Source organism: Flagellimonas sp. CMM7, assembly GCF_021390195.1.
GTDB lineage: Bacteria > Bacteroidota > Bacteroidia > Flavobacteriales > Flavobacteriaceae > Flagellimonas.
Genome location: NZ_CP090003.1, coordinates 1,017,045 through 1,034,290, shown reverse-complemented (window position 1 = coordinate 1,034,290; position 17,246 = coordinate 1,017,045). Strand labels below are relative to the sequence as shown.

The 17,246-nt window shown below is 37.3% G+C and carries 12 protein-coding genes and 2 tRNA genes; 8 read left to right on the top strand and 6 right to left on the bottom strand.

The annotated features are described in order from the left end of the window. Positions 1-1,947 carry an OmpA family protein gene (locus tag LV704_RS04770; RefSeq protein ID WP_163421486.1) on the top strand — a complete coding sequence of 649 codons (1,947 nt, stop codon included), beginning with the start codon at positions 1-3 and terminating at the stop codon, positions 1,945-1,947. Between the two features lies 1 nt (position 1,948). Here the strand turns inward: LV704_RS04770 and LV704_RS04765 are convergent, their stop codons facing one another. Beyond that, positions 1,949-3,202 (bottom strand): NRAMP family divalent metal transporter, encoded by a 1,254-nt coding sequence (locus LV704_RS04765; RefSeq protein WP_163421487.1) that lies wholly within the window; start codon positions 3,200-3,202, stop codon positions 1,949-1,951. Positions 3,203-3,293: 91 nt separating this feature from the next. Between LV704_RS04765 and LV704_RS04760 the strand changes: the two genes are divergently transcribed. The 5 genes from LV704_RS04760 (at position 3,294) to LV704_RS04740 (ending at position 9,668) form a co-directional block, all read left to right on the top strand. After that, positions 3,294-4,292, top strand: a complete 999-nt coding sequence (locus LV704_RS04760; RefSeq protein WP_163421488.1) for a carboxylesterase — start codon at positions 3,294-3,296, stop codon at positions 4,290-4,292. 63 nt (positions 4,293-4,355) lie between these two features. Next, positions 4,356-4,955: a TetR/AcrR family transcriptional regulator gene (locus tag LV704_RS04755; protein WP_163421489.1), complete on the top strand. Its 600-nt coding sequence runs from the start codon at positions 4,356-4,358 to the stop codon at positions 4,953-4,955. A gap of 186 nt (positions 4,956-5,141) precedes the next feature. Next, positions 5,142-7,520, top strand: coding sequence for an RND family transporter (locus LV704_RS04750; RefSeq protein ID WP_163421490.1), 2,379 nt, complete (start codon positions 5,142-5,144; stop codon positions 7,518-7,520). Between the two features lie 28 nt (positions 7,521-7,548). Then, positions 7,549-8,331 carry an outer membrane lipoprotein-sorting protein gene (locus tag LV704_RS04745; protein WP_163421491.1) on the top strand — a complete coding sequence of 261 codons (783 nt, stop codon included), beginning with the start codon at positions 7,549-7,551 and terminating at the stop codon, positions 8,329-8,331. A 128-nt stretch (positions 8,332-8,459) separates the two neighbouring features. Next, positions 8,460-9,668 (top strand): hypothetical protein, encoded by a 1,209-nt coding sequence (locus LV704_RS04740; RefSeq protein ID WP_163421492.1) that lies wholly within the window; start codon positions 8,460-8,462, stop codon positions 9,666-9,668. A 116-nt stretch (positions 9,669-9,784) separates the two neighbouring features. On the opposite strand, the gene LV704_RS04735 is transcribed toward LV704_RS04740, so the two are convergent. Together LV704_RS04735 and LV704_RS04730 are read right to left on the bottom strand one after the other, a co-directional pair. After that, positions 9,785-10,489 carry a hypothetical protein gene (locus tag LV704_RS04735; protein WP_163421493.1) on the bottom strand — a complete coding sequence of 235 codons (705 nt, stop codon included), beginning with the start codon at positions 10,487-10,489 and terminating at the stop codon, positions 9,785-9,787. A 130-nt stretch (positions 10,490-10,619) separates the two neighbouring features. Continuing rightward, positions 10,620-11,471 (bottom strand): collagen-like protein, encoded by an 852-nt coding sequence (locus LV704_RS04730; protein WP_163421494.1) that lies wholly within the window; start codon positions 11,469-11,471, stop codon positions 10,620-10,622. Positions 11,472-12,345: 874 nt separating this feature from the next. On the opposite strand from LV704_RS04730, the gene LV704_RS04725 reads away from it, so the two are divergent. Continuing rightward, positions 12,346-13,728: a fibronectin type III domain-containing protein gene (locus tag LV704_RS04725; RefSeq protein WP_163421495.1), complete on the top strand. Its 1,383-nt coding sequence runs from the start codon at positions 12,346-12,348 to the stop codon at positions 13,726-13,728. Between the two features lie 114 nt (positions 13,729-13,842). Next, positions 13,843-14,181, top strand: a complete 339-nt coding sequence (locus LV704_RS04720; RefSeq protein WP_163421496.1) for a hypothetical protein — start codon at positions 13,843-13,845, stop codon at positions 14,179-14,181. Positions 14,182-14,370: 189 nt separating this feature from the next. Here LV704_RS04720 and LV704_RS04715 read toward each other — a convergent pair. The 3 genes from LV704_RS04715 to mutS all read right to left on the bottom strand — a co-directional run bounded on the left by LV704_RS04715 (position 14,371) and on the right by mutS (position 17,231). Further along, positions 14,371-14,454 (bottom strand) — tRNA-Leu (locus LV704_RS04715). A 38-nt stretch (positions 14,455-14,492) separates the two neighbouring features. Continuing rightward, a tRNA-Gly gene (locus LV704_RS04710) sits at positions 14,493-14,565 on the bottom strand. Between the two features lie 83 nt (positions 14,566-14,648). Next, positions 14,649-17,231, bottom strand: coding sequence for a DNA mismatch repair protein MutS (gene mutS, locus LV704_RS04705; RefSeq protein ID WP_163421876.1), 2,583 nt, complete (start codon positions 17,229-17,231; stop codon positions 14,649-14,651). Between the last annotated feature and the right edge of the window lie 15 nt (positions 17,232-17,246).

The window sequence follows — 17,246 nt, the reverse complement described above, 5'->3', positions numbered from 1 at the left end:
ATGGCAAAGGTGAAAAAAATAAGCACTACACTACTAGTTTACTTTTTAGGTATGGTCATCTGCTTTGCCCAAAACAAAAAATCCAAGGGGGACAATTACTTCTTTCAGTATGACTATAAAAATGCTATAAGTGCATATGAGCTGGATTTAACAAAAGGTACTCTAACTGAGCAGCAGTTTTTGAATTTAGCAGATGCTTACTTTAAGACAAATAATTTTGAAAAAGCTTCTGATGCTTATGTTTCATTGTATAAGAAAGATACTTTGATAAGTAGTCACCATTTCAATAAAATGATGCTAAGCCTATCAAAAACTGCTAAAAAAGAGAAGAAAGAAGCATTTTTGGCAACGATGTCTTCAAGCTTCCAAAAGGAGTTTTTGGAGAATTTGGAATTTAACACTCAACTATTGAAGGATAACAATATTGGAGATGAGATGGATTTTCAAATTTTCAACTTGAATGGTAATAGTCCACAATCAGATTTCTCCCCTTCGTTTTATGGAGAACAATTATTGTTTTCAAGCGGCAGATTGCAAGATACTAAGAGAAGGTATGTTCCAGCTGGCGAAGGTTATTTAAACATTTATGAAGCCGGATTGCAAAGCAATGGTCAAATATTAGCTGCACAGCCCTTTTCTGAAATTGCGAGTTCTAACTATCACAAAGCAACACCGTATTATTCAGAAGGCTTGAAAAGTATCTTTTATGTATTGTCGAATACAGAGGATGGAGAACTTTCTTTTAATGAGAATGGGAAAAATGCATTGGCAATAGGGATGCAGGTAAAAGAGGGTAGGTTTCAATTATTGCTTAAAGACCTAAGCACTTCTTTTTACTATCCTTTTTATGATGAAAAGACAGAAAGACTCTATTTCGCGGCTAATTTCGGTGATGGCTATGGAGGTACGGATATTTACTTTGTACATACTAATAGGGGACAGATAATGTCAGCACCTATAAATTTAGGCCCTAGAATAAACTCGGCCGGAAATGAAATAGCTCCATACATTTTTGAAGACAGTTTTTATTTTTCCTCTGATGTTTTTTACGGACTTGGCGGAATGGATGTTTACAGGTCAAATATTGATGGAAATGCATTTAGCATTCCTATTAACCTTGGGAAAGGGATAAATTCTTCAGAGGATGATTTTGGTTTAATCATGAGAAATGAAGGAGATGGTCTTTTGGGATATTTTTCATCAAACAGACCCGGAGGAAAGGGTAAGGATGATTTATATGGTTTTAAGGTCGATAAGAAACCAGGGCTTAAAACAATTACGTTGAAAGGAAAAGTTGTAAAACGTAACAAGAAATCGGAATCTGTGGATAAGGTAGCGGTTCACTTACAAGATGTAAATGGTTCTATATTGGCCGAGACCTATTCAGATGAAGAAGGAAATTATAGATTGGAGATCCCTTGGCAGAAGGAATTGGTTTTAGAGTCGTCCAAAGAGCGTTATTCCAGTTTTACAAAACGTTTTACCGAAGCTGAACTAGAGGATGCAGAAAACATAAATTATAATGTGGAAGTCTCTGAATATGATGATTTAGTGGAAGAAAAAGAAGGGCAAACGGTGGTTAAGCTTAAAAAGTTCTTCTTTGGAAGAAGTCTCTCCCAACTTACACCAGAAATAGAAGCAGAACTTGATAAGGTTGTGGCATTTGTTGGGGATTTTCCATCTGTACAGCTTCGGATAGAAACCTACACAGATAGTAGGGGAGGTAGTAGTACAAATTTTAGATTAACGCAAAGCCGCTCAGATGCTATTAAAAAATATTTGGTTGGGAATGGAGTGCCATCTTCCAATATCCTTTATTCCATTGGTTATGGCGAGGATAAAATTTTAAACAATTGCACCAATGGCGTTTTTTGTTTGGAAGTATTGCATCAGAAAAATCAAAGATCATTGATTGTAGTTCTTAATGACAATGTTCTTTTTGAATAAGTTAATTTAATACTACCCAACAATAGTACAATGCAAAGAGGGATAAGAAGAATATTCCTAGGTACGTTAATATCTGCAATCCCATTTTAGGCCTGTTTTCCATTGGAAAGTCTTTACCCATAACTGTTTTAAGATTCATCCATCCAATAAGGGGAGCCATAACAAAAGAGACAAATGTGGCAAGGGCAACGAGATTGGCCATATTGGCACCAAAGACAGAAATAACCACCCAATTGATTAAGGCCATTATGATTACGGCAATAGCAAAAGCATTTTTACTTTTAAGCTCTTTTTTATGGGGGAAAAGCTTCTCCAGAACATCTATACTTACTCTGGATACAGCGTCATGAGCAGTCATACAAGTACTGAACATCGTAGCAAAAGCGGCAACGGCAATTAGAATATATGCCCAATTACCAATATGAATAGTAAACAGGCTTACAACTTGATCAGCAAAAACTACAGCACTTCCGCTAAGCTCGGTTCCTGTACCATATAAGGTCATCCATCCAATGATCAAAAAGAAAACAGCTAACAGGGCCGTTAATATGTATCCCACATTAAATTCTTGAAGAGCTAACTTTAGGGATGGCTTCTCTTTCATTGTTTTTAAATTCTCCATGCTCCAGAGACTTACCCATCCGGAAGCTTCAACAGCTGTGGGCATCCAGCCCATGAGTCCAATTAAAAAAAGTATGCCTACTTCATTGAAAATTCCAGGTCTTTGGTATTCTTCAATATTAGGTACGGGACCTTTTTGTAGCACAAGAATCGTAGTTATGATCAAAGCCACAAATAGAATTGAAATAACTGCTTTTAAAGAGTTCTCGAGAAATCGATACCTTCCTATAATAAGAACTGCACTTATGAAAGTAAAAAGGCATAAAGCTATTATACTCACACTTACCCCAGAAATATTAAATAAATTCATGAAAAGTCCTGCGGTTACAACATATAAAGCGGCTAAAATTGTGAATGTTGAAACAATGGTTGCCAAAGCATAGATCCAAAGATATTTCCTTCCTAAATTTAAGTAGCCTTGCACTAAACTTTTTTCGGTAACGGATGTATAGCGGATCCCAAATTCAAAAAAGGGATATTTTAAAATGTTGGCCAATAGTATGGGGATGACCATAACCCAACCATATTGTGCGCCTGCTTTTGTTGATAATACTAAATGAGAAGTTCCTATGGCCATACTGGCAAACAATAACCCGGGCCCTAGGTTTTTAAGAAGAATCCTTAGTTTAGACATGAAAGTAAATGTACATCTGTCTAAAATAGTATATTTATGTTACTCCTTAAAAAATCAATCCTTTAGGGCAGTATTGATATAAAACGTTCAAATGAAAATACTTTTTAAAACGCTCAAAGGACTTGTCCTTGCCATTGCTATTATTGCCGTTATTTATTTTTTGGGCCCCAGAGTGGAAAAACCAAATTTGGATAAAACACTTCCGGTAGTGAGTTCAGATTTGGTTCAGTTGGAAAAATGGATCAATATAAAAGAAAAAGCAATTACCAATATAAAACCTGAAAACGAAGCACAAATTATTTGGTTTGATAGCATCCCATCAAAAACCGAATATAGCATAGTTTACCTTCATGGATGGTCTGCAAGCAAAATGGAAGGAAACCCATTGCATATTGAAACTGCAAGGCGTTATGGGTGTAATTTGTATTTACCTCGTTTGGCTGGGCATGGGTTAAATGAGGAAGAAGCAATGCTCAAGTTAACAGCAGATAAAGTGTTGGGGTCGGCAAAAGAAGCTATTGCTGTGGCAAAAAAATTGGGAAACAAGGTGATTATAATGGCAACATCAACAGGTGGTACACTTGCATTACATCTTGCGGGAGGTGATGAAGATATCGCTGGAATCCTTTTGTATTCGCCTAATATTGAGATTTATGACAAAAATGCAAAGTTGCTGGCTGGACCATGGGGAGTAAATTTGGCAAAAGCGGTTAAAAAGAGTGATTATCATGAATTTGAAGCCAGTGAAGAGAAGAAAAAATACTGGACAAGCAAATACAGGGTAGAGGCACTGACACACTTGCAAGCATTGGTTGACAATACAATGATACCCGAAACCTTTCAAAAGGTAACGCAACCTGTCTTTCTTGGCTACTTTTATAAAAACGATTCTGTACAGGACAATGTGGTATCAGTACCTGCCATGCTTAATATGTATGAGGAACTTGGAACAGAAGCCAGTTTGAAAAGAAAGGTGGCTTTTTCAAATGTTGAAGATCATGTAATGACCTCTTCCATTACCTCTAAAGATTTGGCTTCAGTTAAAAGAGAGACGGAAAAGTTTTTTGAAGAAGTACTGCAAATCCAATAAAATTGTTAAAATTTGGACTGAGTTTTGTCAAACTAGACGACTGGTCATATATTTGGTCCTTCAATGGAAATTAAAACAATAAAAGGCGAACAAAAAAGTGATGCACTTCTTGAGAAAGGAATGGAAATCCTTTGGTCAAAAGGGTACAATGCTACCAGTGTAAACGATATTGTTCAGGCAGCTGGGGTTCCTAAAGGTTCATTTTACTTTTATTTTAAAAGCAAAGAGGATTTTACGGTTAAGGCCATTGGCAGGTATTTTGACACTATGTTTCCTCCTGCTTTGGAGTTTCTTAAGAATAAGGCAGTCTCTCCTAAGCAACGGATTTTAAATTTCTATGAGCATCGGGCTAAAGTCTTGAAAGAGGAGTTTGACTGTAAGATGGGATGCATGGGGTGCAATTTGGTAAGTGAAATGGCAGAGCATAATGAAGAAATTCGTTTGGCCGTGCAAATGAAGACTGAAATTGTGAATTCCCATATAACATCAGTGGTCATTGAAGGTCAGGAAAATGGTGAAATCAACCCCGATATAGAGGCGACTAATTTAGTTGCATTTATGGAAGATGCCGGTAGGGGAGCTATGATTTCCATGAAAGAACAGGATAGTTCTTATCCTATTGATAATTTCATGAAAATGATACGATCACTTATACTTAGCTAATTTTTTTTGAAACCATTTATAAGTGACCGGTCATCTATTAATGGTTTGTATTTCAATATGATTATGATTTCAATTACTATTTTTAAAGTTGACCGACCAACTATTATTTAAAATACCAAAAATAATTGTCCAATTAAAAACAATGTAAATCGTCTAAAACAAAACACCTTAATAAACCTTAAATAAATGAACGCAATCCAAAAAACTAAAAATGCAACCAATGCATTTGCTAAGAACTGGGCCAATTTTGTAATTAAATTCAAATGGCCTGTTCTATTATTGACCATATTATTGGCCGTAGGACTTGGCTCTCAAGGGAAAATGGAATTTGATGGAGACTATCACGTTTTTTTTAGTGAGTCTAATCCAGAACTGGAGGCATTTGACGCACTTCAAGAAAAATATACAAAGGATGACAATATTATTGTTGTCTTGGCACCAAAAAATGGCAATGTTTTTACAAGAGATAACCTTACTGCTATAGAAGAGTTGACCGCAGAAGCTTGGAACACTCCTTACTCATCCAGAGTGGATGCGGTAACTAATTTTCAGCATACAAGCGCAAATGGAGACGATCTATATGTTGATGACCTTTCCTATGACTCAGCAAATAAAACAGATGCAGAAATTCTAGAGATTAGGGAAAAGGCATTGAAGGAACCTTTGTTGGTCCATAGGATTATCAATAAAGAAGGGAGTGTTACGGCTATTAATGTTACCGTGCGTCTTCCAGGAGAAAATAGTGCTGCGGAAATTCCAGAGGTGACAATTGCTACCCGGGAGATGATTTCCAAGTTTCAAGAAAAACATGCCGAATTTGATGTATATACCACTGGATTGGTTCCATTGAATACTGCTTTTTTTGAATCCTCGCAGAAAGATTTAATGCTTACCATGCTCATGTTGTTGATCGTTGTTGTGGTCACACTGGTGCTTACCAGAAATATTTTTGCGACTATAGCAACTTTGCTTGTTGTGCTGTTCTCTATTATGAGTGCTGTCGGTTTTATTGGTTTAAATGGAATTAAGTTAACTCCCCCTTCAGCTGTTTTCCCTACCATGATATTAACCTTGGCAGTTGCGGACAGTATTCATATTCTTATCACATACCTTCAAAAAGTCCGTAAGGAAGGATTGGAAAAGAAAGAGGCTTTGGTTGAGTCCATGCGATTAAATTTCATGCCGGTATTCATCACCAGCTTAACCACGGTAATAGGGTTTCTAACTTTAAACTATGGTGATGTACCTCCATTTTGGGATCTAGGAAACATAGTTGCCTTTGGTATGTGTATGGCCTTTTTGTTTTCAACAACCACATTGCCTGCGTTGATGGCGATCTTTCCAATTTGGAAATCCAAAAAGGTAAAGGAACAAAAGGAAGCTAAAATAGGTTGGTACACCAATTTGGGAATGTTTGTGGTTAGACAGCCGGTTAAGCTAACTGTAATTTCCATAGTGGTTATTGGACTGCTTACTTTTTTAGCAAGGAAAAATGTGTTTAATGATGAGTTTGTAGAATATTTTGATACTACAGTTCAATTTAGGCAAGACAGCGATTTTATTAATGAAAACCTGACTGGGTTTTACAATGTGGAATTCTCAATTGGCAGCGGAGAAAGTGGAGGAATCAATAGCCCTAAATACCTGCGAAAACTAAATGAATTTGAAGATTGGCTGGAAGAGCAACCAGAGGTGGTTCATGTAAATGCGTTTAGTGAGGTCGCCCGTAGGGTAAATCGTTCTATGCACGGGGATAATGAATCTTTCTACAAAGTCCCAGAGAATAGGGAAGAAGCTGCTCAGTATCTTTTGCTATATGAACTTTCTCTTCCTTTTGGATTGGATTTAAACAATCAAATCAATGTAGATAAATCCGAATCCAGGGTTACGGTTACCCTGGAGAACAATTCAAGCGCAGAAATGATTGCCTTTGCCGAAAGATCGGAAAAATGGTTGAGGGATAATGCACCTGAGCCCATGCATGCTCTTGCGGTAAGTCCAACGCTCATGTTTTCCAAATTAGGTTTCCGACAAGCAGATAGCATGTTTAAAGGTAATATTATAGCGCTTATTCTTATTTCCTTGGTGCTGATGTTAGCCTTAAGGAATTTTAAGCTTGGGTTGTTAAGTATTATACCCAATGTTGCTCCCGTATTGGTAGGTTTTGGTCTTTGGTATCTGCTCAAAGGAACCATTAATACAGGAATGGTAATCGTTTTTGGGATGACCTTAGGAATTATCGTGGATGACACGGTTCATTTTATGAGCAAGTTTTTACGAGCTCGAAGAGAACTGGGATATGATGCAAAAGCAGCTATTATTTACGCTTTTGAAACTGTTGGTAAAGCCTTGGTAACCACTACCGTTGTTCTATTGGCAGGTTTCATAGTGCTTTCCACATCCTCTTTTGCGCTTAATAGTTATATGGCCAGAATTACGGTAATCATCATTATAGCCGCATTGATCATAGATTTTATTCTCCTGCCTTCTTTATTGATTTTGGTCAGTAAGGAAAAAGAGAAAACCATTAAGACATCCAAAGTGCAAGTGCAACTGGATAAATAAAAATTATAAACACAAACAATTTTACATCATGAAAAGAATAAAGTTTTTTACACCAATAACAGCTTTAGTACTAACAATTACAGGTATTAATGCACAATCAAATGAAGAACGCGGATTACAGATTGCAAAAGCAGCTGAAAAGGCGGATGAAGGATTTGGAAGTTCGATCGTAGACTTGAAAATGACCCTTAAAAACAAAAACGGACAAACAAGTGAACGTTTTTTAACTACCCGTACTTTGGAATTGACTACGGATGGCGATAAATCTTTAATTGTCTTCGAAAGTCCAAAAGATGTTAAGGGAACGGCGACATTGACATTTACCCATAAAATAGGAACGGACGATCAATGGTTGTATTTGCCATCTATAAAAAGAGTGAAAAGAATTTCTTCCAACAACAAGTCTGGACCTTTTGTGGGCAGTGAGTTCGCCTATGAAGATTTGTCTTCTCAAGAAATAGAAAAGTACGCCTATAAGTTTGTAAAAGAAGAAGGTGATCTTTTGGTAGTGGAACAAGATCCCGTGGATCCAAAGTCTGGTTATACAAGAAGAATTGTAACCTACAACAAAAGCAAAGGGTATCGTTTGGAAAAAATAGAGTTCTACGACCGAAAAAATGCATTGCTAAAGACATTGACCTATACCGATTATAAAATTTATAAGAATAAATTCTGGAGAGCAGCAACATTTACAATGGTAAATCATCAAAGTAACAAAGAAACGGTATTGAAATTTGGAGAGTACAATTTTGGGGCAGAGCTGGCAGAAGAAGATTTTACAGAGGTGGCGCTAAAAAGAGCAGGGAGCTAAAATGCTTCAAAACGCATTGTAAAGTATCAAAGCCGGGGTATTCTCTTTAATGAGCTTTTGGGGTGATAGTGTAAAGCTTGTAAATACCTTGGCCTTGTTTTTTTTAATCGTTTTCAATAGATATAAGAATGAATGGACAACTGTATATTTTCACAGTTATACTTTGTATGGGTGTATTTTCAACAAGTGCCCAACAAGAAAAAAAGGATAGGCCAGAGCAAGAATTTGAATTGGAACTGGAAGCAGAGTATCGTTATTTTTTTAATGATGCCCAATTTGCCGGACAATTGGACCATTACCCATCTATTGCCATACGGCCAGATTATGCAATAGAATGGAACAAAGGCTATGAAAGCGTCAATTTCACTGGCTTTTTTAGGTTGGATAGGGATGATGAACGTACCCACTGGGATATACGTGAACTGTATTATCAAAAAGCAAAAAGCAATTGGGAGCTTAGTATAGGGCTCAAAAAAGTGTATTGGGGTGTTGCGGAGAGTAACCATTTGGTAGATATTATAAATCAAACTGACGCTGTAGAAACCTTTGATGGTGAGGAAAAATTGGGCCAGCCCATGGTTCAGTACAGTTACATTACCAATAAAATAGGAGCGTTTGATTTCTTTTATTTACCCTTTAACAGAAAACGGACTTTTACTGGAGAAAAAGGAAGGTTGCGTTTTGGGACAGTCATAAACCAAGATGATATAGGTTATGAAAGTGGGGCTAAAGAATGGAGACAAGATTTTGCCGTGCGTTGGAAGCATTATTTTGGGATTTTTGATGTAGGGCTTTCCCATTTTTATGGAACTGGGCGTGAACCGCTCTTTATTTTTGATTCGTTTGGTAACATTGAGTCTTTTTATCCAGTAATAAATCAAACAGGGATAGATGTGCAGATTACCCATGATGCTTTTCTATGGAAACTGGAATCCATTTATAGGAATGCAGATGCCCAGGACTTTGTGGCACTGGTAGCTGGATTGGAATATACGTTCAGTAATATTGATGGAAATGGATTGGATATTGGTTTGCTGGGGGAATACCTTTATGACGAAAGGGATGAATTGTCTTTAAATGCATTACAAAATGATATTTTCTTTGGAGGTAGATTGGCCTTTAATGATATTCAAGATACATCCATATTAATTGGTGGTGTTACCGATTTAGAATCTAGTAGCAAGATTTTTAGCTTGGAGGCCTCTAGACGCTTTGGTTCTAATTGGCGTGCAGAAATAGAAACTAGAATCTTCAGTTCTGTTGCGGATGACGAATTTATCTTAGGAAACTTTAGAGAAGATAGCTTTTTACGCTTGACCATTTCCCGTTTCTTTTAATGTTACTTTGTTTGGTAGTCAACCATATAAAAGCCAAGCTAAGGTTTTGGCTTGGCTTGGTTTTTATTTTTTCACTGATTACCAAGATTATTTAATAGTCTTGGTATGGATGTGTTTTATGGAGCAGTTATTTGTTCCAGAAGAGTCACATTTACCGTTCCAGATATGGTTAAGTCATTACCACTACTATTATTAAGTGCAACAACTGAAACCGAATATGATAGGGTAAGGATTTGGGTAGTGGAGTCATAGGCAATATTGGAAAATTCAAAATCGGCCACTTCAGCATTTAGAAATGGTGCACTCGAAAATCCGTCATTGATTACAAAATACATATTGTCGTCTCCTATTACAGAGTAATTGACAACATTCATATAGGCAAACTCTATACTCTGCGTGGATTGCCCTAAATTCTTAACATTTAGAAATAACCCTAGGCCGGTATTTTGATAAAAATCGTCTGGAGCGCTAAGAAAGCGAGCTATGCCAAATTCATGAAAGGTATCTGGTCCCTGTTGAGAAAAAAGAACTGAGTTTGTTGGAAAATCAGGAGGAACAACTTGAAGAAAATTTGCGCCAACTGGGAAAAATTTGAATGAAGTAGAATCTGTAAATGCAAGATTATCTGGTCTTGTGCCTTCCATCTTCATGGTAGCATATCCATATTTGGTCAGTTCGTCAAAACCCACCCCGTTTTCACCATCTATTCCATTGGTGCCATCAATTCCATCAACTCCATTAGTTCCATCTTCTCCAGAACAGGAACTCATACAAATTGTTAAGGAAAGTATTGTCAAGGTTATTAATCCAAGTGATTTCATAAGTATTGTTTTAATAAGGGTTGTACTGTTATTTGTGACAAAAATAATTTGACCTTATATAGAAACTTGGAAAGAATTGATGTGCGACTAGTTTGAGTTGATAGATGCTCATTCTCAGGAAAAATCAACCTTAATTTATCAGTTCCAAAACAAATACGTCTACATTGCCGGATATGTTGAGTTCGTTATTAGAGTCGTTGTTTGCAGCATCGACGGTAAACGAGTAGGAAAATTGGAGATTGTTCGTAACAGTATCAAAAGATATATCTGAAAGCACAAAATCAGTGACCCCGGGACCATTATTGTCAAACTGATCATCCAAAACAAAGTATTTATTGTCATTTCCTATAACTGCGTAGTTGTTTATTTGTATGGAAGCTTGATTAAAGACAAATGGAAGTTGCTCTGGTTTGGTTATGGATAATGAAATATCAGCGAAGGCAATCTGGTACACTTCATCAGGTGTACTTAAAAAACGGCGTAATTCAAATTGGTATACAATATCATTTCCTTGATTATTAGACACTACACTGTTGTATGTGTCTATATCATCTCCATCGACAGGGGTATATCTGAAAGACTCATTATTAGCAAAGGCTACATTATCCGGTCTGATTCCTTGTAATTCTACCTCAATAGATCCGAATCTGAGCATATCTTCAAGACCAACCCCGTCAACTCCGTTTTCCCCGTTGCTTCCGTTTGTTCCATTTTCCCCGTCAACTCCGTCAACTCCGTTCGCTCCATCAGCACCATCCATTCCCCTACAATCAAGGGCATTGAACTCACCATCTTGATTCGTATCCTCTTCCTCATCGTTTGTGCCATTACTATTAGTATCCCAACAATTAATACCGGTTGCACCGTCCCCTATGGTACCAGGGTCGCCTTTAACTCCATCCAACCCATCTTCTGTGGTGCAAGAAGTTAAACAGACTGTTATTATAACTATTGCTGCAGGAAATAGTCGATTTAATTTCATATCCTTTAAAAATTTTATTAGAATCAAAAAAGTAGTGTATATGTCCCTTTTAACTTGGAAGAAATTGACGCATGCACGATTTTGATTGATGAATGTATGCTTCGCGTAAATTTTTTTTGACGAGATGAAAGAGAGTTTGAGGAAAAACCACTAATAATCAAATAATTAAAAGAGTCTACCTACTTAAGACAGAAGTGCTTTTATGTAATTTACATAAGAATTTTGCTTCATTCCATCTTAAGGACGTTTCACTCACAATCTTAGACACTTCATTTGAATAACTCGCTTTTACTATTGAAACTAACCTAGTTTAGGCTCATAATTAAAGGAAATCCCATAAACAACACCAGACGAGTGGAAAGGGTGCTTAAACTCATAAAGTTCTTCTCAGAGTTCAGAACCATCAGGGAGATAAACGAGCAACTCAGCATCCACGGAAAGAGCGTATAACGCTATTTGTACTTAATGGTCCAGTTGGGATTTGATGTTGAGGTAAGGATGGGCAAGTATCATTCCTATCGTATTACCAACACAAAGAAGTATTTTGAGGTAGCGTAATGGAAGACTTTTTGATGGTCACTACGCGCGCGTAGTGGTTAGATTTTCAATTCCTTGCCATCTGTTCACATTATGAACTTAGCAAAACTCAACATTGAACTTAATATAACTTAGTATCAATTGTAATAAATTCCAACATCACTGCCGAGCATGACGGATTTTTTTTATAACGCTAAAAAAAGGAATTTATACTTACTGTTTTTGATTCTTGAGACCTTGTCTATAAACCGTTGTCGGAGATTTGGGTTAATACTCCCAAAACATTTGGTAATGGAACATCGTGTTTGTATTATTATACTATATTCAAAATCCCACCATGAAACTTAACGTAATTACCGGCTTATTGGTTACAATTCTCATTGTTTGCGCGTGTAGTTCTTCAAGTGAAGAACCTATAATTACCAATGATCCCCAAGGTGATGAAACTCCACAAGAAAATCCAAACGAAGACATTGTTCTCCCTTCCCTTGGCGCATCGGAGATAATGAATATCGGCGCTATCAACATCGAAGCCTCGAGCAGTGTTATAGCAAGTGGATCAAGTCTAATTTCTGAAAAGGGTTTTGTTTGGAATACGTTACCTAATCCGACTATTAGCAACAATAGATTGTCCCTTGGACAGGGAATTGATTCCTTTTCGGCGACAATAGAATCACTTGAAACGGATACAACATATTATGTTAGGGCATACGCCACTAACGATGGCGGCACTTCCTACGGAGAGGAATTAACATTTCAAACTTTGAATGGTGCCCTAGTCCTTTCTACCCAATTACTCAATGTCAATATTTTTCATAATTCCAAGGATGATTTATTATACTTCATGTCATATGACAGAGATAGTCAGGGGTTTGCTATCAACCCTTTGAAGATTACAGTTTTTAACTACAAGGAAAATCAAGTTATTGTTGAGAAGGAATTTGATAATATAACTTGGACAGATTTTAGGGCTAAGCTTGCTATATCCGATGGTGTTCACAATGGCAGGTTCGAACTTTATATCGTTGATGATTTCGGGAAAATCCTAGTTGTTGATGGTACAACTTTGGATATAATAAATACAATTGAGTTGCCTGGCCAATTCGACCTTTACACTGGTCAAGTTCTTAAGGTTAACAACCTCCTTTTTGTCGGTGGTACAGATCGGTTGTATACTTACGATCGTTCTAGTCTTACACTACTGAATTCGGTTGATTTTTCTAGTAACGGGTTAGAGTTCATTGGATATAACAAATCGAGTGCTAATCAAATTGAACTTGCTGTTTTCAGCGGGAGTGGCATTTCAACCTTTCAATACGACTTAATGGGAAATAGGCTTTCAGCTGAATTATTTGATAGGGTTTTTGGAGCGGGTGCCGATTTGCTCAAGACCAATGATGAGGTTGATTTCGTATTGACCGGTAGTGAAACAATTTTGTTGTGGAAGTCAGGGTTTGATAACCAAGAAGGAGAACAAGTTGCTCCAACTGCCAGAGACGTTTTCATTTCTGAAGATGGAAGTTCAGTATACATATTGGGAGTTGACTCAACTTTGAGAATATTTGATTCTGATGACCTTTTTGGAACCCCCAGTGAACTCCCGGTTGTTTCAGCAGCTGACAATGTATTTGTTGATGATGGTGAGGTAATAATTATTGATTACCCGTTTTGGAGGAATCAAAGCGAGGAAATAGTGGATGTTTGGATTTACAAGTATTAAATTTTAGCGATACTCTCTATGCTCACCTAATCATAAATGTAAATGCCTTTTTGACCATAAAAAACCATATTCACTTTTTACATCATCCCACCAATACCCGAATAGATAGCCACTATGAGAGAAACTCACCTCATCGGATTCAAGTACAGAAGCAACATATTTAGAATTGACGGAAAGACAACAACGTTCGATGAGGTCATCGTTCCATTCTTTTCCAATAAAATTGGATATGTGTTTAACATAAGCTATAATAGTATATGTTTAACTGGTTATGAAATTGGTAATCATTTAAGCAAGTTTGCACAACTTTTAAATCCCGCTAGAAATATACAGGAATTGTATGGAGCAAACTTACCGAGTACAGTGTATTTTTTAGATTACATCCATAGGGCGCTAATGGGAATATTGCTTTATCAACTAATTAAGGCTTTTAGGAAAATCTCTTTTAGTTAGTATAAATTATGTTAGCAATAATAAAATAGTCTATTTGTCGGCAAGATTAATGCTTACTAAGCTAAATCTGCCTCCCTTCTTGAAGATAATTTTAGTCAAAGAAAACCAATAATTTTGGGACATTGCAAGGAAAATGCAAGGAAGAAAAAAAGATAAACCCCATAAACATTATGTTTACAGGGCTTAAAGTACTCGAGGCGGGACTTGAACCCGCACGGGCTAATGCCCACAGGATTTTAAGTCCGGCGTGTCTACCAATTCCACCACTCGAGCAGGACTTAAACAAAAAAACGCTGTTTACCAGCGTTTTGAGCGAAAAACGGGATTCGAACCCGCGACCTCCACCTTGGCAAGGTGATGCTCTACCAACTGAGCTATTTTCGCATTTTAAGGAACATTTGCAAACAACATATTTTGCCGTTGCGGATGCAAATTTAATACATTTCTATAAAATAGAAAGAACTTTTTTAAGAGGATGCTGTTTTCTTCTTGCTCAACAAGCGTTTAATTTCATTAAGCTTCATAAGTGCCTCAACAGGAGTGAGTGTATCAATGTCCAGGTGTAAAATTTCTTCTTTAATTTCTTCTAAAAGGGGGTCGTCCAAATTAAAAAAGCTCAGTTGCATTTCGTTTTGTGAGGCCTGTAGTTTATCCGTCATTTCTGCACTAGAATGCGATTTTTCCAGCTTTTGAAGAATTTTATTGGCTTTTTGAATCACTTGCTGCGGCATTCCTGCCATTTTTGCTACATGAATACCAAAACTATGCTCACTACCACCCGGAATCAATTTCCGAAGGAAAAGCACATTGTTCTTCAGTTCTTTAACAGAGACATTGTAATTTTTAATTCGACCAAAAGTGGTGGTCATCTCATTAAGTTCATGGTAATGCGTAGCAAATAGGGTCTTGGCACGAGCAGGATGTTCATGAAGATATTCAGAAATGGCCCAGGCAATGGAAATGCCATCATAAGTACTCGTTCCACGACCAATTTCATCTAACAGTACCAAACTACGCTCAGAAAGGTTGTTTAGGATAGAAGCCGTTTCGTTCATCTCTACCATAAAAGTAGATTCTCCCATAGAAATATTGTCACTGGCACCAACGCGGGTAAATATTTTGTCCACAACGCCAATATTGGCCGAAGAGGCAGGGACAAAACTTCCCATCTGAGCCAAAAGGACTACTAGGGCCGTTTGCCTCAATATGGCAGATTTACCACTCATATTGGGTCCTGTAATCATAATAATCTGTTGTTCATCTCTATTTAGAACAACATCATTGGTAACATAACTCTCGCCCAAGGGCAATTGTTTTTCAATTACGGGATGACGTCCATCTTTTATTTCAAGTTTTGTGGAATTGTCTATCTCTGGAATAATATAATTATTCTCTTTGGCCAATTGGGCAAATCCGCAGAGACAATCCAATTGTGCAATTAAAAAAGCATTCTTTTGAACTGGGGCAATATATTCTTGCATCCAGACCAAAAGTTGCTCAAACAACTGTTGCTCCAATTGATAGATACGCTCTTCAGCACCTAAAATTTTAGCCTCGTATTCTTTGAGTTCCTCGGTAATGTAGCGCTCAGCATTGACCAAGGTTTGTTTTCTGATCCAAGTTTCCGGGACCTTGTCCTTATGGGTGTTACGGACCTCAATGTAGTAACCAAAAACATTGTTGGATGCAATTTTGAGAGAAGTAATACCGGTGGACTCTGTTTCTCGTTGTAACATTTTGTCCAGATAATCTTTACCGGAAAAAGCTAAATCTCTTAGTTCATCCAATTCTGTAGAATATCCTATGGCTACGGTATTTCCCTTTTGAAGGTTAATGGGAGCTTCCTCATTAAGAACTTCTTTGATTTTTGAGCGTAAAGCTTCACAGGCATCTAATTGCTCCCCAATTGTTTTTAGAGAGTCGTTAGTGCTTTCCAGGGCCAATTGCTTTACAGGAACAATGGCTTCCAAAGAATTCTTTAATTGAACGACTTCTTTGGGGTTTATTTTTCCAGTGGCCAGTTTTGAAATCAATCGTTCCAAATCGCCCATCTGTTTTATCCAGTGCTGTACCTTTTCAAGTTCTTCTTCCTCAGCGGTTAAATATGAAACAACCTGATGGCGTTGCTGAATCTTTTCAATATTTTTTAAAGGCAATGCCAACCAACGTTTTAGAAGTCTTCCACCCATTGGGGAAATGGTCTTGTCAATAATGTCCAAAAGCGTAATGGCATTAAGATTGTTGGAGTGATACAGTTCTAGATTCCTAATCGTGAATCTATCCATCCAAACGTATTCCTCCTCGGCAATCCTTTGTATTTTGTTGATATGCTGTAGCTGCCTGTGTTGGGTTTCGGATAAATAATGGAGTACCGCTCCTGAAGAAACAATGCCGTGGTTTAAATGATCAATTCCAAAACCTTGCAAAGTTGTGGTCTTAAAGTGAGAGGTTAGGCTTTCATTGGCATAATCTTCTTGAAAAATCCAATCTTCCAAAAAGAAACTATGAAATTGCGTTCCAAAAATCTCTAAAAACTCCTTTTTATGGGTTTTGGAGACCAAAACCTCATTTGGGGCAAAGTTTTGCAGTAGTTTGTCCATTTGCTCTGCAGACCCCTCGGAGGTTAAAAACTCTCCTGTAGAAATATCTAAAAAAGAAATTCCAAACTTGTTGCGCCCAAAGTGTATAGCACACAAAAAGTTATTGCTTTTAGCGGATAGAATGTCGTCGTTAAGAGCTACTCCTGGCGTAACCAACTCTGTAACACCACGTTTTACAATGCTTTTGGTTTGTTTGGGGTCTTCTAGCTGATCACAAATGGCGACACGTTGGCCTGCTTTTACCAGCTTGGGCAAATAGGTATTTAAAGAATGGTGAGGAAAACCGGCCAATTCCGTTTTGTCACCACCATTGTTCCGGTGGGTTAGAATAATGCCTAAAATCTTGGAAGCCTTTATGGCATCTTCTCCAAAAGTTTCATAGAAATCTCCAACCCTAAAAAGCAACAGCGCATCAGGATGTTTGGTCTTGATAGCATTGTATTGCTGCATTAACGGTGTTACTTT